Source organism: Paenibacillus sp. NPDC056579 (genome assembly GCF_042793215.1).
Taxonomy (GTDB): domain Bacteria; phylum Bacillota; class Bacilli; order Paenibacillales; family NBRC-103111; genus Paenibacillus_S.
In genome coordinates this window covers 1,486,878-1,509,637 of the sequence record NZ_JBHTVD010000001.1, presented here as the reverse complement: position 1 = coordinate 1,509,637, position 22,760 = coordinate 1,486,878, and the positions used below count along the sequence as shown (strand labels likewise).

At 45.7% G+C, this 22,760-nt stretch carries 23 protein-coding genes and 1 pseudogene; 21 read left to right on the top strand and 3 right to left on the bottom strand.

All coding sequences use genetic code 11. The features are described 5' to 3' along the window. Positions 1 to 92 precede the first annotated feature (92 nt). Positions 93 to 533 (top strand): GyrI-like domain-containing protein, encoded by a 441-nt coding sequence (locus tag ACFQ88_RS06835; protein WP_379453170.1) that lies wholly within the window; start codon positions 93 to 95, stop codon positions 531 to 533. Positions 534 to 559: 26 nt separating this feature from the next. Here the strand turns inward: ACFQ88_RS06835 and ACFQ88_RS06830 are convergent, their stop codons facing one another. After that, a complete protein-coding gene (locus ACFQ88_RS06830) occupies positions 560 to 1,354 on the bottom strand; it encodes a lipase family protein (RefSeq protein ID WP_379453168.1) in 795 nt (264 codons plus the stop codon). Positions 1,355 to 1,474: 120 nt separating this feature from the next. Between ACFQ88_RS06830 and ACFQ88_RS06825 the strand changes: the two genes are divergently transcribed. The 11 genes and pseudogenes from ACFQ88_RS06825 (at position 1,475) to ACFQ88_RS06775 (ending at position 11,618) form a co-directional block, all read left to right on the top strand. After that, a complete protein-coding gene (locus tag ACFQ88_RS06825; protein ID WP_379453166.1) occupies positions 1,475 to 1,984 on the top strand; it encodes an AAA family ATPase in 510 nt (169 codons plus the stop codon). Between the two features lie 366 nt (positions 1,985 to 2,350). Beyond that, on the top strand, positions 2,351 to 2,833 hold the full coding sequence (locus tag ACFQ88_RS06820; protein ID WP_379453164.1) for a DUF2975 domain-containing protein: 483 nt from the start codon (positions 2,351 to 2,353) through the stop codon (positions 2,831 to 2,833). After that, positions 2,830 to 2,940, top strand: a pseudogene (locus tag ACFQ88_RS06815) (helix-turn-helix domain-containing protein); the annotation flags it as partial. The gene ACFQ88_RS06820 and the pseudogene ACFQ88_RS06815, both read left to right, overlap by 4 nt. A 61-nt stretch (positions 2,941 to 3,001) precedes the next feature. Then, positions 3,002 to 3,277: a HupE/UreJ family protein gene (locus ACFQ88_RS06810; RefSeq protein WP_379453670.1), complete on the top strand. Its 276-nt coding sequence runs from the start codon at positions 3,002 to 3,004 to the stop codon at positions 3,275 to 3,277. Between the two features lie 148 nt (positions 3,278 to 3,425). Then, a complete protein-coding gene (locus ACFQ88_RS06805; protein ID WP_239624832.1) occupies positions 3,426 to 3,869 on the top strand; it encodes a cell wall hydrolase in 444 nt (147 codons plus the stop codon). Positions 3,870 to 4,627: 758 nt separating this feature from the next. Then, a complete protein-coding gene (locus ACFQ88_RS06800; protein ID WP_379453162.1) occupies positions 4,628 to 5,896 on the top strand; it encodes an FAD-dependent oxidoreductase in 1,269 nt (422 codons plus the stop codon). A 46-nt stretch (positions 5,897 to 5,942) separates the two neighbouring features. Continuing rightward, positions 5,943 to 7,244: an ABC transporter substrate-binding protein gene (locus ACFQ88_RS06795; RefSeq protein ID WP_379453668.1), complete on the top strand. Its 1,302-nt coding sequence runs from the start codon at positions 5,943 to 5,945 to the stop codon at positions 7,242 to 7,244. Positions 7,245 to 7,304: 60 nt separating this feature from the next. Beyond that, entirely contained in the window at positions 7,305 to 9,827 is a 2,523-nt protein-coding gene (locus ACFQ88_RS06790) for a hypothetical protein (RefSeq protein WP_379453160.1), read from the top strand. A gap of 41 nt (positions 9,828 to 9,868) precedes the next feature. Next, the gene (locus tag ACFQ88_RS06785) at positions 9,869 to 10,717 is read left to right on the top strand and encodes an AraC family transcriptional regulator (RefSeq protein WP_239624825.1); all 849 of its coding nucleotides are present in this window, start codon (positions 9,869 to 9,871) and stop codon (positions 10,715 to 10,717) included. Between the two features lie 31 nt (positions 10,718 to 10,748). Beyond that, positions 10,749 to 10,934, top strand: coding sequence for a hypothetical protein (locus tag ACFQ88_RS06780; protein WP_379453157.1), 186 nt, complete (start codon positions 10,749 to 10,751; stop codon positions 10,932 to 10,934). A 477-nt stretch (positions 10,935 to 11,411) separates the two neighbouring features. Further along, positions 11,412 to 11,618, top strand: a complete 207-nt coding sequence (locus ACFQ88_RS06775) for a hypothetical protein (RefSeq protein WP_379453154.1) — start codon at positions 11,412 to 11,414, stop codon at positions 11,616 to 11,618. Between the two features lie 142 nt (positions 11,619 to 11,760). On the opposite strand, the gene ACFQ88_RS06770 is transcribed toward ACFQ88_RS06775, so the two are convergent. Then, on the bottom strand, positions 11,761 to 12,669 hold the full coding sequence (locus tag ACFQ88_RS06770; RefSeq protein ID WP_379453152.1) for a helix-turn-helix domain-containing protein: 909 nt from the start codon (positions 12,667 to 12,669) through the stop codon (positions 11,761 to 11,763). A gap of 364 nt (positions 12,670 to 13,033) precedes the next feature. Here ACFQ88_RS06770 and ACFQ88_RS06765 point away from each other — a divergent pair, with 364 nt between their 5' ends. From ACFQ88_RS06765 to ACFQ88_RS06725, 9 genes are all read left to right on the top strand, one after another. Next, the gene (locus tag ACFQ88_RS06765; RefSeq protein WP_239624818.1) at positions 13,034 to 13,720 is read left to right on the top strand and encodes a GntR family transcriptional regulator; all 687 of its coding nucleotides are present in this window, start codon (positions 13,034 to 13,036) and stop codon (positions 13,718 to 13,720) included. Positions 13,721 to 13,739: 19 nt separating this feature from the next. Next, complete coding sequence (locus tag ACFQ88_RS06760) at positions 13,740 to 14,900, top strand: Gfo/Idh/MocA family protein (protein WP_379453150.1); 1,161 nt, start codon at positions 13,740 to 13,742, stop codon at positions 14,898 to 14,900. Between the two features lie 323 nt (positions 14,901 to 15,223). Beyond that, entirely contained in the window at positions 15,224 to 16,192 is a 969-nt protein-coding gene (locus ACFQ88_RS06755) for an ABC transporter permease (protein WP_239624812.1), read from the top strand. Between the two features lie 19 nt (positions 16,193 to 16,211). Continuing rightward, entirely contained in the window at positions 16,212 to 17,072 is an 861-nt protein-coding gene (locus tag ACFQ88_RS06750) for a carbohydrate ABC transporter permease (protein ID WP_379453665.1), read from the top strand. A gap of 88 nt (positions 17,073 to 17,160) precedes the next feature. After that, positions 17,161 to 18,768, top strand: coding sequence for an extracellular solute-binding protein (locus tag ACFQ88_RS06745; protein ID WP_379453147.1), 1,608 nt, complete (start codon positions 17,161 to 17,163; stop codon positions 18,766 to 18,768). 222 nt (positions 18,769 to 18,990) lie between these two features. Further along, on the top strand, positions 18,991 to 19,548 hold the full coding sequence (locus ACFQ88_RS06740) for a cupin domain-containing protein (protein ID WP_379453145.1): 558 nt from the start codon (positions 18,991 to 18,993) through the stop codon (positions 19,546 to 19,548). Between the two features lie 201 nt (positions 19,549 to 19,749). Continuing rightward, positions 19,750 to 20,367, top strand: a complete 618-nt coding sequence (locus ACFQ88_RS06735; protein WP_379453143.1) for a hypothetical protein — start codon at positions 19,750 to 19,752, stop codon at positions 20,365 to 20,367. Positions 20,368 to 20,492: 125 nt separating this feature from the next. Then, entirely contained in the window at positions 20,493 to 20,891 is a 399-nt protein-coding gene (locus tag ACFQ88_RS06730) for an RDD family protein (RefSeq protein ID WP_379453141.1), read from the top strand. A 163-nt stretch (positions 20,892 to 21,054) separates the two neighbouring features. After that, on the top strand, positions 21,055 to 21,621 hold the full coding sequence (locus tag ACFQ88_RS06725; protein ID WP_379453139.1) for a maltose acetyltransferase domain-containing protein: 567 nt from the start codon (positions 21,055 to 21,057) through the stop codon (positions 21,619 to 21,621). 364 nt (positions 21,622 to 21,985) lie between these two features. Here ACFQ88_RS06725 and ACFQ88_RS06720 read toward each other — a convergent pair whose 3' ends face one another. Then, entirely contained in the window at positions 21,986 to 22,639 is a 654-nt protein-coding gene (locus ACFQ88_RS06720) for a peroxiredoxin-like family protein (protein ID WP_379453137.1), read from the bottom strand. Positions 22,640 to 22,760 lie beyond the last annotated feature (121 nt).

The window sequence follows — 22,760 nt, the reverse complement described above, 5'->3', positions numbered from 1 at the left end:
GGAGAAGGGTTGCGTTAACGGGTACTACGAGAAGGAACTTTATTCCAGTCTAACGAATAGGAATTCATACCCATTTATAAAGGAGTGGAAAAATGCAGCCAATTTTAGTTGATTTTCCTGAATGTAAGATTATTGGTATTGGAAATATTGGTAAACCGACCAATCCTGGGGATGTCTGGCCAGCTTTGTTCACCCGAATAAACGAAGTAACAGATCGAATAAATCGTCATGAGACAATTGGATTAATCAAACGAAATGAACACGGCTATCTAGCAGGTGTGAAAACCGATTCTTTAAGCGAAGTGCCAGAAGGAATGTTTATGTATAAAATTCCCGCTGGCCTATATGCAGGAGTAACTCATAGAGGACCCATAAGTAAGATTAACGAGACGTTTGAAAAACTTATTTACTGGCTCAGCACTAATAATTATGAGCAATTCGATGTCGTCTGTTTCGAAGTATATGATGAAAGATTTAAGGGTGAAGAAGACGGAAGTGAGCTCGATATGTTCATTCAGGTAAAACCAGCATAAATAATTGTCATTGCGCTAACGGGTACTCAACATTGGTTTGGAGTTATTGGACACAACCCGGGATTGTTCGTGCACAGCAGCTGCGCATAAGTGGGATCCTGCAGCGCAAGCTCGGTGAAGTAGTTGGCAATATTGTGATTGGCGGCGACAGAGCCCTTTTGGAAAGGCAGCTCACGGCTTTTTTTGGCGTGTAAATAGGTGTAGGATTGGCCTGTTTTCGGAGATTTATAGAGAATGGGCGGCAGCTGCGGGACTAGATCGAACGGGTTGTGAATTCGGTGCCGGTCGAATAATTGGTTGAAGGTGCTGGAAAATTCAGGGTCCCCCACACGAGGTGAAGCATACGTATAAACGATAGGATCGCTGAAGCCACTATTCACTGCGGAGTCAACGGCGCAAAGATGAGCAAGCGCACCGCCAAGGCTATGCCCTGTAATATAAAGCGGCTTATGGCGGGAAAGAGACTGCAAGGCTGACAAGACGGGTTGCCGAGCCGATTCGTAAATCCCGAGAAACCCCTGGTGCACGGAGCCGCTGTTCTTCACATAGGGAAACGTGGTCTGTCTGGCGATTGCATCGGATATCCACTCCGATTTGGTATTCGTTCCGCGAAACACAAGGACGATCCGGTCCGCTGCTTCGGCGATAAAGCCGAACGGTTCTTTTCTGCCTGTAAATGACGCGGCTTCAAATTCCGTAACCAACTGGTAACGTCGCGGCAGAACAAAGGTTCCATCGGCGCTTTCAAACTGCTGATAGCTTTGGCTGCAAAGTGCGGACAATAAAATGGCGGTCTGGATATCAAACAGATTCTTGCTCATAGATCTCCCTCTTCTGCTCACACATGTTTTATGTATATATATGAAAATGATGGGCATTCGTCCACGGGCATATGCCTAACTTAGTGACGTCTTTATTTCTGTTGAAAGGAGGGTCTAGCCATGGGCATTAGGAATTTTCTAATTGAAGGCGTTTCCGGCACCGGCAAAACTTCGGTCTGCAAAGAATTGCAGCGGCGCGGCTACCATGCCATTAATGGTGACCGTGAATTGGCTTATCAAGGCGATCCAGAAACGGGTACACGGACGGATGGCGTCACGCACGAGCACCACATATGGCATGTAGATAAAGTAAAAGCTTTGGTCGCCAATCAGGATGAGGCGGTAACCTTTTTCTGCGGTGGTTCTAGGAACTTTTCGAAATTCATAGATCTATTTGACGGCGTGTTTGTCCTCGAGGTCGACCTTGACACATTGAACCGGCGGCTTGATGAGCGACCGGAAAATGAGTGGGGCGCAAAGAGTGCGGAACGGGAACTCATTGCGCGATTGCACCAAACGAAAGAAGACATTCCGAAGAACGGAATTATAATCGATGCCACCGCACCGATCGCGCACGTCGTTGACGAGATCGTCCGTCAAAGCGAAGCAAATAAACGCCAACGACAGTAACTTACGGTCGCTCGCGAATAGCCCAATACACCAGTGCACTTGGATACGAATAGTCCCATCCATTATGCGGGGGCTTTAGTTTAATTTCAAGAAACTTTGAATGCAAAGCTAAATGGCGTGCTAATCGGCACGCCATTTGTTTGTTTATTCCAGAAACAATACAGTGTTATTTGCCGAGCAAAATCGTATGTAAATTGGAAGGTAAATTTACATTTTCTCCTCCAAAACGAAACCCGTTAGAGTAAGAGCATTTCTTTGTCATGAGAAATGCTTTTTATTTTTCATAATAAACGATATAAATTTATTGTAAAACAATAAATTATGCGGTAAAGTAAAAACTGAAATTAAATAAGTGAGGTGCAATTTATGAAACGAGGAACAACACTATTTTTAAAGATGGCCGTTATTCTTATTGGAATCCCAATTCTTACTTTGTGCATATTTTTAGTGCCTAAGATTGGGAATTTTGCTGGAGAATTGTATCCAGAAATGGTTTATATGAAACCTCTCGTTTTAATCGATATGTACGCAGCAGCGATTCCTTTTTACTTTGCTCTGTATCAAGCTTTTAAAATTTTAAACTATATTGATAAGAACCAAGCGTTCTCGGAATTATCGGCAAAAGCTTTAAAGAATATAAAATACTGTGCCATCACAATAAGTACCTTGTACCTGCTAGGTATGCCACTCTACTATCTTATGGGGAAGAGAGTTGACCCTCCAAGTTTCATACCAATGGGATTGGTCATTATTTTCGCCTCTATGGTGATCGCCGTTTTTGCTGCTGTTCTCCAAAGACTTTTACAAGAAGCTATTAATATAAAATCAGAAAATGATTTAACGGACTGAGGTGGGGCATATTAACGGAGCTTCCGGAGAGGGTTGGAATTACTATGTCGAATCTTTCCATTCTGAAAAATGGGAAAGCAAAAGCGGTTCGTTTTTCAACAATAGACACAGCGTTCCTGCTGAAGGAACCATTAATGAAACGTCTATTACGAAGATAAAGGATCGAATATTAAAAACATCTTTCAACCTGAATCCAAACACGCTCCTTGGATAGCCTTTGCTTTTGGGTTAATTCACGGCTTTGGGTTTGCCGGAATCTTAGCTGAACTGAATTTAGAGAGACGCTGCAAAATATGCAAGCGGCTAACCGCTTTTATACGAAATACGGCTTTCAGCGGCTGGAAGCACCGCTTACTGGTTCCAGTCATTTTGCATGTGACGCATGGTATATCCGTGATTTATAGTTTCGTAAAGAAAAGTCCAGTTGGCTTTAATGCCGGCTAGACCTTTTTTTGCATGGGGACTTGGTTTTGGTTCTTGTTGAGCTAACGGGTAACGGCTATTTATTATCGCTCTCAATTTTGCCTGAGTAATACATCCGCTTCACCTACAATATAATAAGTCTAGAAATACAGTCTAAAGAGGTGAGCCAATGGCAGTCGTAAAAGCCAGGAAGCAGGATATTGATATGCTGGCAAGGTTGCTTCGAGCTGAAGCTGAGACCGAAGGCGAAATGGGTATGCTCCTTGTTGGAAATGTTGGTATTAACCGAGTAAGAGCGAATTGCTCCGATTTTAAAGGAATCCGGACAATTCCCCAAATGATCAACCAGGCACATGCTTTCGAAGCGTTGCAACATGGTTTGTACTATCAAAGCGCTAGAGATAGAGAACGCCGTCTGGCGCAACGGTCTGTGAATGGGGAGCGGAATTGGCCAGCCAAATTCTCCCTATGGTATTTCCGTCCAGGAACGTTTGAAAATCCCGGACCATGTCCGCCAACTTGGTATAATCAGCCGCACGCAGGACGATGGAAGAAGCACTGTTTTTATGAACCGACCGCGGAAGAATGTGAAAGTGTATATACTACGTTTTAAATTTATAAACGAAAAGAGCTTAGGGTCTCTTAACCTGACTTATCAACAGCCATCTGTCGGTTGACAAGAACATTATCTCATTAAGTGCCGCGTAAATCGCGGCTTCTTTGGGTTTAGTGGAATAAAGTTGTGGTCACTGGAAATACGCTAACAAGAAATTGTGCTCATCTTCCGGGCTGATTCAATTGATGCTGGAGGGCATTATTATGTAGATGACGGCGATTGGCGGCTTATGGGCATTGGTTTCAACCTGCTGGAGATCTGAAGATCAACCTTTCCATCTTGGTAGTGGCACCGGCGGTGCCTCTTCTTTTGGAAATAAAGAAACCTTTCCTGGTTGAACAACTCTAACGTCTAAGGATAAATGAAGAGATGGAGGCAAAGAGGCAAAGATCATTAGAAATCGATGGATTGTTTCGATGCTATTAGCAAGCAATCCGCTAACGGGTACGATAGCTATGATGGATGTCCTCAAGTCTAGTATTCCGTATCCTGAAGTTGAATTGGATTTGTACATGTCTAAGCCAACGTATTTTGTTGAATTACTCAAAATAGAAACCGACTCCTTTTGCTAAAAGAGGATGTCGGTTTCGTTATTTTTTCTCATCCATAGCTGCGGTTGATTCGTATTTCAGTCAGTTGTGAAAAAAAATGCATATTTTATTAAATTCCTGTATCGTTTTTTTTGGAATGATACCTTTATACTGAAAAGGGATTGTTAAATAAATGCATATTCACCAGGATGGGAGATGGAACAGGTGGAAAGTAATCTTACCAATTTCGATGTAATCGTTGCAGGGGGCGGACCAAGCGGTATCGCAGCGGCGGTCGCTTCCGCCCGAGAAGGGGCCAGGACGCTTCTGATCGAACGTTACGGTTTTCTCGGAGGAGCAGGAACGGCGATGATGGTCAACCCGTGGATGTCATATCGAGCGGGAAACGGAGGGGAGCAAATCATTTTCGGCGTGCTGCAGGAGCTGATCGACGGTATGAGCGAGCTCGGCATGTACGGGCATCCGAAAGCGAGAAATGCGTTCGATCCGGAGGCGCTAAAAGTCGTCGCCGAGCAGTTGTGTATCGAGGCGGGCGTTACTTTGCTGTACCATACTTTTTTGGCGGACGCGAAGATGGATGAGGACGGAAAGAGGATCCGATCGATTCAATTGGCCAACAAGAAGGGGCTCATTGAAATGAAGGCGCGGATGTACGTCGATACTACGGGCGATGCAGACTTGGCAGCGCTGGCCGGTGCGGTCGTGGAGAAGGGCCGGGAAGTGGACAGTAACTGCCAGCCGATGACGCTCAACTTCCGAATGGCCGATGTCGATATTCAGCGCATGCCGGACAAAAATGAAATCACGCGTCTATTCCTAGAAGCGAAAGAGCGGGGGGAAGTGGACTGCCCGCGCGAAGACGTGTTATGGTTTTATGCGAATCAACCTGATGTCATCCATTTCAATACGACCCGGATCATCCTGAAGGACGCTACCGATCCGTGGCAGTTGACCGAGGCTGAAATCGAAGGAAGACGGCAAGTTCAGCAGTTGGTAGCCTTTTTGAAACGAGATGTCGCAGGATTTGAGAACGCTTACTTGCAAACGACCGCACCGCAGATTGGCATACGAGAATCCCGCCGGATAATCGGAGAGCATGTGTTGACCGCTGAAGAGCTTCTATCTGCATGCAAGTTCGACGATGTAATCGCTCGGGGTGCATACCCTGTCGACATCCACAATCCGACGGGCAGCGGAACCATCATCCAAAGCTTGAAGCCTGGCGAATGGTACGATATTCCGCTACGTTCGTTAATCCCGTTGAAAATCGAAAATTTGCTTATCGGCGGCCGTCCGATATCAGCCACGCATGAAGCGCATTCGGCTATTCGGGTACAGCCGATCGCGATAGCGATCGGACAGGCAGCGGGCACCGCAGCGGCGCTTTGCGCGCAGGATAATATCAATCCCCGACAACTTTATGTAGGCAACGTACAGCGATCGTTAGTGAAACAAGGAGCACGTCTGCGTTAAATCTTTAGCTTCTTTATATGAGCAAAGAGAGGATGGGACAAACGTGATGCAAAGGGGTCGTAAGTTATTCGGTTTAATTGTTAGCGTTAGCATTGCAGCTATCATGACTTCGGCATGCAGCAATTCCGACAAGACCGGAGAGAAAAGCAAAGAAGTCGACTCCGGGGCGCCTCCTGCCCCGGTTACGCTCACCTTTTTTACCCATGGCAATTCGATCGTCTTGGCGGAAACGATCGAGTTGCTCGTCCAGAAGAAATTCCCGCACGTTACGCTGAAAACGATAAAGGACGGCAAAGGCACATCGATATTCGATCTCTTGAACGGGGGACAAACGCCCGATTTGATCTCCTATTCACTCGGAAGCCTGCAGGATCTGAGAACTCTGCATCTGCTCAGCGATTTGACGCCACTAATCCAGAAGCACCGTTTTGACCTGGAGCGCCTGGTTCCCGGCGCCGTGGATACCGTAATATCGTATTCTGACAAAGGGGAATTTCTGCTGATGCCGTTCGAGCTGAACAACAACGCGATCTACTACAACAAAAACATATTCGATAAATTCGGAGTTCCCTATCCGAAGGACGGCATGACTTGGGAAGAGATGCTCAATATCGCCAAGATGGTTACCAGAACCGACAGCGGCGTTCAATACAAGGGCTTCCAATATAATGCGCTTAACGTCGTGTACAAGGACCAATTGGCGCAAGGCTTCGTCGATCCGAAGACGAACAAGGCCGCGATCAACACCGACGCCTGGCAACGTTGGCTGGACGTCATGACCTCGTTCTACAAAATTGACGGCAATGCCCAGGCTGGCGATGAGAAAGTCAATTTCCTGAAAAACCAGACGGTAGCCATGCGTACCGGACCGAATTATATTACCGAATTGCCTGCGGCGATGGAAGCAGGCTTAAACGTCGACTTCGTATCGCTGCCCCGCTTCAATGGGATGAGCGGTTCGAGCTCCCAGATGAACGCGCCGTTCTATGTGATTCCGCCGTCCACACCGCATAAGGATACCGCATTTCAAGTCATTGCTTACCTGTTGTCCGACGAGGTACAGACGATTATGGCGCGTCAGGGCCGCATTCCGATAATCAATTCGGAGAACGTCAAGAAAGAGTATGCGAAAGATTTGAAAGGGCTGGATGGCAAAAACTTGGCCGCTTTTTTCCAGGATGCGATAGCAAAGCCGGTACCTTCGACGGCGTACGACGGGCAGGCGAAGTCGATTTTTACCAATACCGCGCTCGTGCCTGTGTATCAGGGCAAAAAAGATATCAACACGGCGCTGCGTGAAGCGGAAGAGCAGATTAATAAATATATCGATTCGGAAATGAAGAAGTAGGATTGGGAAAGCGGATTATCGTTGTACGATTCACATAAATTCGAGGAGGAACGAGAGCGGATGAGCGAGCAACCGATGAACGATGATCAGCGGAAGGATTGTAAGGAGAGCCGAAACATTTTATCGCGCCGGACGTTTTTGTCCTATACATTGGGTGCGTCGGGTGCCGTGCTCGCAGCCGGAATGGCCGGAGCCACCCCATTCGTTCCGAGCAACGCTACGGTCACCGCAGCTACCTACGGGAATACGGGCGACCGGGGCTGCTCTACGAGCGGATTGCATTTCGAATCGGTCGGAAGCATGAAAGCGGTTTCGCTGCAAGCCGGTATCAGCGTGCGGACCACATCCTATTACGCGATCGCTAACGCGGTGACGGATTCGCCCCGGGGCGGGGCGCTATATCGGATCGTCACCCGTACCGACTACGATGCGCTGCGGGAAAATTCGCTCGGTCCGGAAGGCGCACTCAACGGGAACGGCTATATCGATCATTTGCTGGCGAACGGCAATGTGGCCGTATTAAGCGGCGGCGGTGCAGTCGATCTGGCGTCGGTCGGATTGCGGGAGCAATACGATGCATACGCAGCCGATAATACGGCCGCTATGCAAGCCGCTCTCGCGTACCCTCTACTGGTGCTAACTGCGTACGGAATATACGTTTTCAGCGGCGAAAGCGTCGCCGATCTCGGGCAAGAGGGAGAGCTGGATATATCGGGAGATTGCCGGTTTCGGCTTGCTGCCGGCACGATTGTCAATACTGATGCGGATTACGGCAATCACAAGGCGATTCTCCGCGTGCAAGGAGGGAAGAGATTCACCATTCGCGGCGTCGCCTTTGACGGCAACCGGGACGGCCAAACGTATCCGGCGACAAAAAATAACTTCGGCAGAGGCACGGTTCCGAGAAGAACCAACGGCATACTCGAAGTATGTCCGTCCGGAGGCGTCTACCGGACCCAGACGGCTCTAGTCGAACAGTGCTCATTTGAGAACGCTTACCTTAGCGGCGCCATGTTCATCCAGTGCGGTAATGTCACTATCCTGAACAATTATTCCGCCAACAATACGATCAACGGTTTCGGCGGCGCCGGGTTCGCCTCTCTTCTGTTCGAAGGGAATACGAGCTGGCGGGACGGATGGAGCGACATCTACACCTCCGAACGGTACGAAGGGGATAGGGCTCAGCTGCAAATACGGGAATGGCCGCGTGACTACACGGCTGCAACGGAACGGATACCCGTTATCCCCATAGCCGAGTCTGAACGGAACAAGCAAATTGTCGTTCGCGGCAATACGAGCGACCAAGCCGGGGTGATCGCCCTCTTCGTCCGCTCCTGCGAACAATGCCTCATTACGGATAATGTCATCCGCAACGTAGGCTACAAACGCCGAAGCGGCAGTTATTCCCCGACCGCCATATGGGGCGATTTCGGAAAATTTGCGATATGCGGCAATGATATTATGACGCAAGCCGTGCAGCCTGGAGACATGCCTCCTGACGGAATACGCGTCGTCAGCTTCTCGGGCAACGGCGTCGACCGGATCGGGGGACCTTGGATCTCGATGCAAGGACGATATTATTCGATCGTTGCCGATAACCAGATTACATGCTGCCAGACATTCGGGAGCGGTGCATTCGATGACAATGCCAGCAAGCGGCTGCTGAACAATAAAGGCATTATTATATCGAGCCAGTGCTTAGTGCGCGGCAATGTTATAGAAGGCTGCGCCAATATTCCGATCGAGGCGATCAACGACGATAATTTCAGCAGCGAATCTTTGCGGGATATCGGAATTTGCGGCAATGAAATATTCAATACGACGGGAAGCAGCGTCATTAATCTGAGGAGCTACGGCTCTCCGGCGGGAAACCCCCGTAACTTCGAGATAAGCGGCAACAAGGTGTACGATGTACGTTCGGTAACCGCCGGTTCGGACGCCAGGCAGATGGTCAATTTTTCTCCGGCCTGGGGGGCATTTGACGTTCAAGACGTCACGGTAGCGGATAACCGCTTCTATTGCTTGAACACGGGGGATGCCACTAAAAACTACGGGGGAGTCCGGTTTCGCGGAAGCTCGGGAAGTCGGGGCATCGTCATTCGCGACAATCAATTTTTCGATACGCTGAACGCGGTTCGTACCGAGTCTTTTGCCGAGCTCTGCATAAGGGGCAATACCGTACGGAACGGATTGCGGCTTCTGTACGCGGATATCGCTGCCGGAGGCGATGCCGGGAAACTGATGATCGACGGCAACAGCTGCTCGGGAATTACATCGCAATGCGTCAATATCAACGCGGGCGGGAGCGGTAAAATATTGTCCGAGCTTACTGCGATAGGCAATTCATGGAGCGGGTCAGGTAGCGGCTACTCCGGAGTTTCACCGGGTGTATCGCCGATCGTGTACTGTTTGGACAGGAACATCGATACGATGACGACGAAAGTTGTTCCAAGGCGGTCTTTCTCCGGTATCCCCGCGTTTAACGCCCAGCATTTGGGGGAAATCATAAGGAGCGCCGACGGCTCGGACCAATACATCGCCGTTCAGGTCGGAACGGGCGCCGGCGACTGGAAGGCACTGTGATCCGATAGCGCTATTGAATAGGGGGACGAAACTGGTGTACCATGGATGAAAGTTCAGCATATGAAACGGAGAATCCGGCGATGCTCATCCATCCGATTCGTTTGATCAGCAACAGCTACTGGAAAGAAAAGCCCGCATTCGTACAGCAGGTGGAGCGCGAGCGGTGCTGGATCATGATCGCCGTCGAAGCCGGCCGTTTCCGGTACGGAATCGGCGAACTGTCTGGCGAAGCTGCGGAAGGAGATATCGTCCTATGTCCACCGCATGAAGATTTTCGCCGTGAAATGATTACGCCTCTCTCTTTTTTCTACATCAAGTTTTATTATGCCGGAGAGGACGGCGGGGAAGCGCAGTTATCGGAGCAGCTGCGACGCCTGTTTTCCTTCAAATTCACTTCTTCCGAGCGGGACCGGCTGTACAACAATTTCCGGCATTTGCTCCGGGCCAGCCGGATGAGCCGGAACGATAATTTAAGATGGTCTTCCCACTTCGTCTACGATCTCTGGCTGCTATTCTGCATGGAAGCGGAAGCGCTCGCCCAATTCGGAAATGTCGTGAGCGACCCGCTGATGAAAGAAGCGAAAGATATGATCGAACGGCACGCTTTTCGCGATGTCCAAATGAAAGATATCGTGGAATTTATAGGGATACACCCGGTGCAGTTTACGCGCCGGTTCCAGGCGGTGTACGCTATGCCGCCTTCCCAATATTTATACTCGATCCGGATGGAGAAGGCTAAGTCGCTGCTTGTACAAACGAATTATTCGATCGACCGGATCGCACGGCAATGCGGTTACGAGAACGGTCTGTATTTCAGCCGGATGTTTACGAAATATTTCAAAATGAATCCTTCGAAGTACCGGAAAATGCATTCGTTTCCATCGCCGTAAATTAAAGCATTTTAAGGTAGACTTTGGTCGCTTGTGTCGCTGCTGGGAGCACGATTTCGACGGACCGCGCGACGCAAGGCTCGACTCGCGTGATGCCGAACTACTCCGCGAAGCGGCCGGAACCGCAGCGGCGCTGCTGACGAAACAAAGCCTCTGCAGCACACACAGCATGAATATTGATGATCTGCAGAAGCGGCTGGTTCGTCAAGGCAAGTAGCTTAGCAATGAGGTCCAGCGAAATACGGGGGAGAGGAAGCCACCATGATGAGGGATAAGCTGGCGGTTCAATTGTATACGCTGCGCAATGAATGAGTGAAGGATTTTCCCGGTGTACTTCGCGAGCTGAGCAGAAGAGGGATGGGCCGGAGTTCAGTTTGCCGGCTATCACGGACAATCTGTCGGTTGACAAGAACTTGATTACATTACAAGCCGCTTAAAACACGGCTTATTTTTTTATGTTATAAGGTTCTTGTCGTAGTTAATGAATATGCCGAGTTATATGCGACTCTTTGAGCTTAAAATGCTGGAACATGAAACTGATGTTCATAGAAGTACCGGCAGATTAGTATAATAATTACCAAAATATTTCCATGTTAGAGTTACAAAAGTCCATCCCATACTAATCCATAAAATGTAAAATCTCAGTACCCAAGAGAATGAGCTCAATTTACTTTCTTTAGGAAGTTGGAACAGTTTGTTTAAACCGGAGAGTGTTGATGGTCTTTTGGCAGAGCACGCAATAACCTTCTTAGAAGTTTTTGAAACAGCGGAGTTTGAAGTATCACTGTTAGAATATTGTGACGAACGGGGAGATTTTCATTATACTTACTGGAACGAATTGGATGGGAAAATAGGAAGATCCTTACGATTCGATACAAGGAATAAAACCGTTCCAGATTAAGTAGATGCGATACTACGAAAATACATGTATCTAGCCACACTGACGTCACGGTGTGGAACGGATCGTTCAAGCTCTGGAAGCCGGGAAAAAGTGCTAGGCTGGATAAAGAAACGGCAAAAAGCGGCTCCGAACCGGAACCGCTTTAATGTTCGTTCGGGCTATCACGCTCTGCATTGCTTCTGTACCTGCTCGGGGTCATGGCCGTCCAGCGCTTAAATTGGCGGCTGAAGTGGGCGCTTGTTTTATACCCGAGCATCAAGGCTATATGATCTATGACCAGGTCCGTCTGAAGCAACAGGCGCTGGGCCTCACTTAACAAAATTTCCGACATATATTTGCGGGGAGCTTTCCCGTAAACCTGTTGAAATATCCGATTCACCTGGGACGGACTCAATTTTAAGGATTTGGCAATATCTTGGACGAGTGTTCTTTCGCTGTCTTCCATTTGGCCATGAAGCAGGCTGCTGCGGATCGAATCCTCAATATTTTCGGCGATGCGACCGGCCAATAATTCCTTTTTCGTAAGCACGACGTTGTCGGTTTGTGACAGCTGCTCCACCAACGTTCCCAAAAGCTCAAAGACGGCTGCGTACACCTTCATGCTTTTTGCGGCAGAAAGCGAACGACTCTTGTATTCAGTCGCAAGATTGCATAAGTCAGTTAGGAAGGGGGCCAATTCCTTGACAAGGGGAGAGGGGGCGTCGAAGCAGACGGCTTGATGGCGCTCCAGCTCCTTGGAGAATGCGGGATCTGCTACGCTGAAGTGCACGCAAAAATAAGTGAAGCCATGCGAGCCTGCCGACCTGCACGAATGGATGATTCCCGGACGTATGAAAAGCAGGTCTCCCTTTTTTTGATCATAAATCTGGCCTTCGACGACCATCTGCATGTCCCCATCGATCATCCAATGAAGCTCGTACATAGGGTGTTCATGGGATGGATATGTCCACCGAGGATCCACTTCGCGAACATGCAGCCCCATCAGATGAAAGGACATTCGAACGTCGGAAAGCCTGCCAAGTTCAATTGAATCGGCGATCATTACAGACATAGTATACATCCCCCTTGTTCATCCAATCTATTCCCAAACTCATTATACAGCGTTTTCAATTGTGAGGAAATGCAAGAAATGGGTAAATGTTTTTCGCGATAAGCACATCGTCAACTCCTCTGTAATGGTGGTATGTTAGTATTATCAATAAACAAAGTCAGCAAAAAAATCTATCCGCAAGTTGTCATCAGCATATGGTGGCTGGAAGAATGAATCCATGCAAAGAGGATGGCCGTTTCAGCTTCATAAAGCTATCCGGTTCACTCCCCTTAAGCTAGTATACTAGGGTAACTAGTCATCCTATTTTTTTTGTAAGCGCTTAAAGGATGGGTGGGACTCGTCTTTCCGCGGGCGGGAGGGTCTTATGAGTATTCAGATTGACGCTTTAAGAGACAAAAGAGGACTCATACGGGATTTCGTTTACGAAACCTTGAAGAAAAACATCATGGAGCTGCGACTCGAGCCGGGGAGGTTTATCTCGGAAAAAGAACTCGTCGAAATGCTCCAAGTGAGCAGGACGCCGATTCGTGAAGCATTGGTTAAACTCACTCAGGAGGAACTAATCGCAACCACTCCTCAGAAGGGCTCCATCATATCGCATATCGATTTGCAGCATGCGGAAGAATCCCGGTTTGTCAGAGAAACATTGGAATCCGCCGTTGTTCGGGAAGCATGTGAGCTGCTCAGCAAGGAACAGGTGCTTCATCTGCAAAATCTCATCTCGCTGCAGGAACTGTGCGAATCCGAACAGAATTACGGGCGTCTGTTTGAGCTCGATGAAGAGTTTCACAAATCGATTATGATCGGCTGCGGCCGGGCCCGTACGTGGGGACTTATTCAACAAATGGCAACGCATGACAATCGCATCCGGTTCTTACGGCTCGCTTCCGATTCCGATTGGCAAATCATTCTTGCCCAACATCATGGAATTGTTCGCGCCATCAAAGAGAAGAATCCCGACCAAGCGGAAAAAGTACTGAGGGATCATTTGGAGCTGGTAGTGATTGAAAAAGAAAATTTAAAACAGAAGTACGCCAAATTTTTTAAATAAATCTAAGGAGTGAAAGACGATGATTAAAGTAGCTGTTATCGGTACCGGCGGAATCGCAAATTCGCATCTAGAGGCGTATGTGTCCTCGTTTAAGGGAAGATGCCAAGTCGTTGCGTTATGTGACATTTACGAGGAAAAGGCAGTCCGGTATAAAGAGAAATTTCAGCTCGACTGTAGGGTCGAACATGACTACCGTGAACTGCTGGACAGCGATATCGATCTGGTGTCGATCTGTACTCCGCCGTATACGCATGCTCAAATCGCTATCGACTTTTTACGCTCCGGAAAGCATGTATTGGTAGAGAAGCCGATGTCTTCTTCCTTGGAAGAATGTGACCGCATGTTGGAAGCGGCTTCAGAGTCGAAGCGGATTTTGTCAGTAATCGGGCAAAACCGGTTCAGGGATCCGATCATGAAGCTGAAGCGCACGCTCGACACCGGAAAGTTAGGTAAAATCGTGCATGCACAGGTCGATTCCCACTGGTGGAGAGGGCACTGCTATTACGATCTGTGGTGGAGAGGCACTTGGGAAAAGGAAGGCGGCGGCTGTACGCTGAACCACGCCGTTCATCATATTGACATGCTGCAGTGGATGATGGGGATGCCGGACAAAGTCCATGCGGTAATGAGCAATACGTCGCATAATAACGCGGAAGTCGAGGACATTTCCGTAGCCATTCTTTCTTATGGCAACGGAAGCCTGGCGCAAATTACAAGCTCTGTCGTGCATCACGGAGAGGAACAGCAGCTTATATTCCAAGGGGAAAAGGCAAGAATTTCCGCACCCTGGAAGGTATATGCATCCACCTCCAAGGAAAACGGATTTCCGTCTCGGAACACGGCGCTCGAGGAGGAGCTTGAGAACACGTACAACAGCATGGCGGATCTCCCGTATACCGGGCACGCCGGACAAATCGATGATGTGATGAAGGCGATCGAAAGCGGCTCGCTTGAGGTGCTCATTGACGGCCGTGAAGGACGCAAAACGCTGGAGCTGATCACAGCTGTTTATGAAGCGGCGGCTACAGGCAAGAGCGTAAACCTGCCTTTAACGAAGGACAGCCTGTTCTATTCTAGAGACAGCTTGCTCGCGAACGCTCCGCATTTTTACGAGAAGACCTCGTCGGTAGTTTCTTTCTCGAAGAACGAGATTACGCTCGGTAGCAATTATAATAAATAACATGCAGCATGGTGGGCGACAACGGTTACACGGGATACTTATATGTCGATTGGTTGCTTTGCTTGACGGCGCAGCGTGATGCCAAAATGATTGAAGGCGTGTAAAACAATAATACTTGAGTATTGCGGACGATAATATGTCCGGTTTTGTAACCGGTATCACGGTGCCATTGGTTGGGAGACCTTCATTTTACAATTCCTCTCTACGGTTTTTTATCCCATCTTATGAGCTGCTTTTTAAACAGGCTCTATAAGAGTTTTATTCTAATTACATGATTACTTTCTGTGCGAGTTGAGAAACAAGTAAAATGGAGGTTGTAGTTTATGAAAGCAATGAATAGTAGTGTTGCTCTGGATAAAAGGGATAGCGTTGGAAAGGCTTTGGAGAAAAAGAAAGGATTGTTTTACTACATCAAATATGATTTTATACTTTACCTTATGTTGATTATCCCTGTTGCATATATATTGACATTTAAATACGCTCCCATGTATGGCATACAGATTGCATTTAAGGATTACAACATTTTTCAGGGCGTCAACATGAGTCCTTGGAATAATTTTGAAACCTTCAAGCAAATTTTTTCATCCGTACAATTCTTTCAGGTTGTTAGAAACACGCTGCTGCTTAACGGTTTGGATTTGCTTGTGGGATTTCCAGCGCCGATCATTTTGGCTATTTTAATAAATGAACTGGTATGGAATAAGTTTAAAAAGGTGAGCCAGACAATACTGTATCTGCCGCATTTCCTTTCCTGGGTTATTATCGGCGGAATTGTTGCTCAGTTGCTTTCTCCCACAGGCATGTTAAACTCCTTAATTAGCGATATGGGGGGTCAACCGTTACCGTTCCTCACGAACAAATTTGCATGGGTTGCAACTTATTCTTTAGTTGGAGTATGGCAGAACGCAGGATGGGGTACCATTTTGTATCTTGCCGCAATGACGGGAATTGACAAGCAGTTGTATGAAGCTGCAGATGCAGATGGCGCAGGGAGATTCAGGAAGATTTGGCATGTCACGTTGCCAGGTATCAGACCAACCATTGCGATCCTACTGATACTGCAGCTCGGTAATATTATGGCTATTAACTTCGACCGTCCATTCAACATTCAAAACAACCTGGTTATGGACTTTGGTGACGTTATCAGCACCTATGTTTATCGTGTCGGTATACAATCTGCGAACTTTTCAGTTGGTGCAGCTGTCGGACTGTTCCAGTCTGTTATTTGCTTAATATTCTTGGTAACTTCCAACTACATTACCCGCAAATTGGGCGAAAACGGAATATGGTAAGGAGGTACTGACAATGAAAATGTCACAAAATTCAAGAAATAGAATTGTTGACTATACAGCAGCATTTATTATTTTAATTGCGGTTTTTATATGCCTGGTTCCTTTTCTCTATATTCTTTCGCAATCACTAAGCTCAAATAGGGCGATTATATCCCATGCTGTTACCATCTATCCTATAGACTTTAATATAGAAGCCTATAAAGTTGTATTCGGGGATGCCGGTATGTTGTACTCGTTGTTCTATACGGTGATCCTGACGGCTGTATTTGTGCTCCTTGCATTGACCGTTACCATATTGGCGGCGTACCCGTTAACTAAAAAAAGACTCAAGGGCAGAAATGGTTTATTGCTAATGATGCTATTTACCATGTATTTTAGCGGTGGTTTGATTCCGGATTATCTGAATGTAAAGAATCTGAGTCTTTTGAACACTCCATTGGCATTGGTTCTTCCGGGTATGATGAGCGTCTACTATATGATCATATTGAAAACGTTCTTCCAAAGCTTGCCTGAGAGCCTAGAGGAAGCTGCACACCTGGACGGATGCAACGAACTGCAGATTCTGCTTAAGATTGTGCTGCCTCTTTCCAAGCCGGCACTTGCCACAGTCAGTTTACTATATGCCGTATTCAGGTGGAATTATTTTCAGGATGCTCTGTTCTACATTACAGACCAGAATTTATATACGATACAGCTTAAGCTGTATAACGTTATCAATATTTCGCAGCAAATGTCTGGTGAGAATGTCAATGTCAATCTGCCCTCAGAGGCATTGAAAGCGGCAAGTATTATGTTTGGTACCGTTCCGATTCTTCTTGTGTATCCGTGGCTCCAGAAATATTTTGTATCCGGTATTATGATTGGCGCTGTTAAAGGCTGATATAGGTACGTGAAATGGGATATTTAATCTATTTCGCGAATTTATAAATCAATTTGCTAAATATTAAATTTCAAAAGGAGTGGTTTCTTTGAAGACAAAGGCAAAAAGATCTATCAGTGTTTCTTTGGTGGCGCTAACTTTCGCGTCTACATTGGCCGCCTGTCAGAGTAATTCAAATTCATCAAGCAGCACACAAAACGATACAGCAGGCACTACAAAAGAACATCGAACATTAACTGTCGAAGTTTTCGACAGAGGCAAACCCGGACAGCCGGATTTGAATAATAACTTCTGGACAAAGTATATCAACGATAATTTTGGCAAGCAGTTTAATGCCACAGTAAACTTTGTTTCAGTTCCTAGGGCCCAGGAAGTAGACAAGTTGAACGTATTGATGGCAGCCGGCCAGGCACCTGACATTTCTTACACCTACACGCAGGGTGTTGTTTATAATTATGTACAGCAGGGTGGTTTGGCAGAGCTGGATTCAGTTCTCAAGCAGCATGGAACTACTCTTACAAAGTATCTTGGTGATGATGTATTAAAGTATGGTAAATTTAATGGCAAACAGTACTCTGTACCGGGCAAGAGGACTGTTCTTGCAGGTTCGAATACGTTTATCCGTAAAGACTGGCTTGATAAACTGGGACTTCCTGTTCCTACGACACCAGAACAGTTCTATAACACCATGGTTGCATTTAAAGAAAAGAATCCCGGAAATGTAAGCGGTGTCATTCCTTATGGTTATTCCCTGCAACCTTCAGGTCCCGGGTTGGGCTATATACCAGAAGCCTTTAAGCCATCTAATCTTACTGAAGAACAGTTTGCTACACTTCAGCCGCAAGCTATCTGGTCGACAAACTGGAATATGCCAGGGTTTGATAAAGCTGTTCAATATATGAACAAGATGTTTAATGCAGGCTTGATTAGCCCGAATTTCGCAACTGACAAGGATGGAAAACTGCTGGACGCGGATATTTCCAATGGAAAAGTCGGAGCCTTCCAGACTAACTGGGACGGTCCGTACAGGACAGCTCCCGGCACCTATGCCAACCTTACAAAGAACGTTCCTGGTGCTCAGCTTATTCCTATCGATCCATGGCAGAATGATGCAGGTAAACATCCTAAGAACGTGTACAGCCCGAATGGTATGTATATCATTATTCCTAAAACAAGCAAGAATGTTGACCTTGCAATACAATACCTCAACTGGATGGCTGATCCCAAGGTAACGCTCTTTCTCCAGAACGGTCAGGAAGGCGTGGACTACAATTTGGTTAATGGTGTTCCGAAACAGACAGGAACAACAAATTCCGGGGATAAAATGATGACCGTTGCAAACAACCTCGACTATGATATACTCTCAAACGGTATCGAACTTGGTGATCAGCAGAAGAATACTGCAGCCATTTCTGCAGGATATCCCGGTTATGAAAAAGATGTAGAGAATGCTTTAAAGGTAGGTATGGTGGACAATTATACTACCTACTTCTATTCCATACCGAATGCAGCTGATGCCAAAAGCAACACAGAGCTTAAGAATCTTTCAGCTCAAATGCTGGCAAAACTAATTGTTGCTAAGCCTGCCGAAGTGGATAGCCTGTATAAAACACTGGTTCAACAGTACATGGGTCAGGGTGGCCAGGCAGTTCAAGACGAGTATGTAAAAAATTACAAGACTCAGAATGGTAAATAACAAGTTAATAAATAATCTAGAAACTGCTTCATTATGAAGCGGTTTCTTTTTTTCAATAAAGCAAGAAATTATCACACTGTTAAAAGATGTTATGATTATTGTTTCCACGGCGCGACCGCCTAGAGCGGCTAATCAATTTGCCCATTTTTGCGCTTTTTACATTCCTTTAAATAGGCAGTTGCATAGGATAAAGCGGTAAATAATGAAATAAATAAGAGGAGAATGCAAATGTACAGTAATTCTTGCCGTCACTATCAGCAGCATAATCCACTGCATAACAACTGGAATAATTATTTGAGTAATAATTGGAAACCTCATTATTACAATTGGAACATTAACAACTGGAACTCTTATTATAGAAACATCACATTACAAGATTATGGAACAAGACCATTTGTAGTAAATATTAACCAAACAACTAAGTCAAACAATAATTATCGCACCGCTTTATGGACAGGGAAAAACTTACAGGTGACTCTGATGAGTATTAACGTTGGAGATGACATCGGTTTAGAGGTCCACCCGACAACGGATCAATTCATACGTATTGAAGAAGGTCAGGGACTTGTACAAATGGGAGATAGCAAGGATAAATTAGATTTTCAAGAAATGGCCTATGATGACTATGCGATTATGATACCTGCTGGGAAATGGCACAATGTAACCAATACGGGAAATAAACCACTTAAAATTTATGTTATCTATGCGCCGCCTGAGCATCCATATGGTACAGTTCACGAAACGAAAGCAATTGCAATGGCTTCTGAGAGAAATTACTAACATTAATCTAATGATTGAACTAACAGGTACGATAGCTCAACATAATCATCATAAGGCCGCCACGAATCAATCGGGCGGCCTTCTTAAGTTATAGGGTAAATCAGTGCAACCTTCCATTATTTGGCGCGTCTAAGTAATTGAAACGGATGGGACGAACGGTTAAATAGTGATGATCGAGAAAACGTTTAGGAGTGAACAAATGTGAGGATGTATTCTAAAGGCAACAAAATATTGATTGGTGTGGTTTTGATTGTTTGTATAATGGGAGGTGCAATAGCATTCCAAAGCACATATGCTAAAAGTGCGACTAATCAAAGCCATACTCACACCTATCCTGAAAATAAAAATGGACAAACTTACGGTTCTAAGGAAGAAGCCACTCCCGATGAAATGCTACCTGACTTAATCCATGCAGGAAGTGTGGATGGCATTGCAGGATATGTGTTGAAAAAAGATTATCTCGAAAAACTTGGCCGTGATGTCCCGCTATATGATGTTGATGGGAAAACCATAATTGGTTCTGTTCATATTAGCGGTGCTAAGAATATGAACTTCTATCCTAAAAATAAAAACGGGCAGACATACGGTTCTGCCACAGATGCTACTTCTCCAGAAACGGAACCTGAATTAATCAGTGCTATAGGTGTGGATCGCACACAAGGATATGTACTGAAAAAAGACTTAGACGGTGAGCAACCAAAATCACCCGAGGAAGCCATTGCGATACAGAACAGCAGGTCACCAGGTGGTCGTGATATTCCCCTGTATGACGTTGATGGCGAAACCGTAATTGGTGTGTTTCATGTTGGAGGAAAGTAAGTATGTTCAAGTGTTATGCTAACGGGTACGATAATGGAGGAGATTTAGCACTTAGCAAGTTCCTCGGTTTTGTTTATTAAAGTATTGGGAGGATTGTTTAACCAATAGTAGAAAGAGGAATACCCATGAAAACCTACCGATTCTTAGCATTCTTATTAGATCATTTGATACTCTCATTTGTTTATTCTGCTGTGTTAATTTTTCTTAGTTGGGAGTCTCTAATAACTCCCAATGAATCTAATTTCAATAAACCGTTTGAAATTTTTTATCCGTTGTTAGCTGTAACACTACTTACTTCCTTCATGAAGGATATTTTTAACGGGAGAAGTATTGGTAAGAGGATTTTTAAACTTGCAGTAAGAGATGCTGATAATTTAAATCAAGTACCAAATAAGTTTAGGTTATTTATACGAAATATTCCACTAGTTATTTGGCCTTTAGAAATAATCCTTTTACTTATTATTAATAAGAGGATAGGGGATCTAATTGCAAGAACACAAGTAATTAGAACGGAACATAAATGAAGCGGAAGAGTGGATAGTGTTCCGCTAACGGGTACGATAGTATGGAGCTGCCGCAAAGACAGCTCTTCTTCGATGTTCATTGAAGTAACGGGCAGTTATGCAGAATACGTTAGGGGTATAATGAATTTAGTCGAATTTAGCTTTTAAAGAAAGGAAGTCTAGAATGGATAACAAAACCGAGAAAGAAAAAATGTTAGCAGGAGAATTATATCTTGCTTCCGACCCACAGTTAACCAAAGACCGTGAAAATGCCAGGAGAATGACTCGATTATTCAATCAAACCTTTGAGACCGAGTATGAAAAGCGAACAGAAATCCTCAAGCAGCTTTTCGGATCAACAGGCATGAGCCTCTATATTGAACCCACGTTTCGTTGTGATTACGGCTACAATATCCATGTAGGTAATAATTTTTATGCAAATTTTGACTGTGTGATTTTAGACGTATGTGAAGTCCGTATCGGTGAAAATTGTTTTATAGCACCAGGCGTACATATCTATACAGCCACACACCCACTAAACCCTTTTGAACGGATTTCTGGTGCTGAATTCGGGAAGCCTGTAACGATCGGTAACAATGTTTGGATAGGAGGGAGAGCGGTAATAAATCCTGGTATAACAATCGGTGATAATGTAGTTATAGCGTCGGGAGCAGTAGTAATAAAAGACGTTCCCAATAATGTTATCGTAGGAGGGAACCCTGCAAAAGTTATTAAGAACATTGATGTATAAATTGACCCTTACTATCTGGTTGTTACGCTAACAGGGTACGATAGTGTTGAGCTGTCGTCAGGATAGCTCCTTTTGAAGTAACGGGAGGAAAGTTTAAGATCAAGTGAACAGAACAAGAAAACCGATTCCTTACGCGAAAAAGACGGGTTCCGTTTTTTCCTGATTACTCGACATAGCTGCCCAAATAATTTATAAGGGGTGCAGGCCCATAGCCATCAAGCTAGGAATTTACTATACACCCCCAAACGAAAACAAGCTATTCTTTTTGTGAATACAAGATAGCTTGTTTCGTTTAGGACATTCAAAAATTTTCTACCAACCATTTCACTACGTAAAAGCTTTTTGATAAAGAAAAGCAGCGCTCTTATAGAGATTGAAGAAGGTTCAATATTTCATTAGGCTCCGTCCGTTTTGTGTAATCTGGGTCCACACTCGCAAAACGGATAACCCCCTGCTTATCAATGATAAAAGTGGCAGGTACAGGAAGCTCCCATGAATCGTCGCCGTTATGTTCATCTAATGCAGCGCCGAGTGATCGATGAAAATCATGCAGATCGTCCCGGAGCTTGAAATTAATCTTATAGTTCTTCGCCACCTGATTGTGCAAATCACTCAAGACATGAAAGCTCAATTCGTTCTTTTCATGGACGCTTAACGAATGGTCCGGTGTTTGAGGACTGATGGCCAACAGTTGAGCGCCGGCTTCATGAATGCGGTCAATGATTCGCTGATAAGCTCTTAATTCTAAATTGCAGAACGGGCACCATCCCCCGCGGTAAAAGGTAAGGATAACAGGACCCTTCGCGATTTTTTCTGATAAAGTAATATTATTCCCTATTTGATTACCTAAGGTGAAGTCAGGCGCGATTGCTCCAATAGCCAAACCTTTAGCGGTACCCGATTCCCGAAGCTCCTGGGTCGAATGCACGAAGGCCTCAACGACCTCCCTAGGTAGAACCTCCAGACCATGCTTCGCCTGCGCATCCAACTCATCTTGCAATTTTAGATATTTTGCCACTGTCCATCTCTCCTTCCCTAATATATGTAAATCGTAACATTCTCCTAACCTTGCTTCTACCTGTAGGCGGAGACAAGTGCTGGTTAGCGGGATTATTTGCATCATTACAAACAAAAAACTA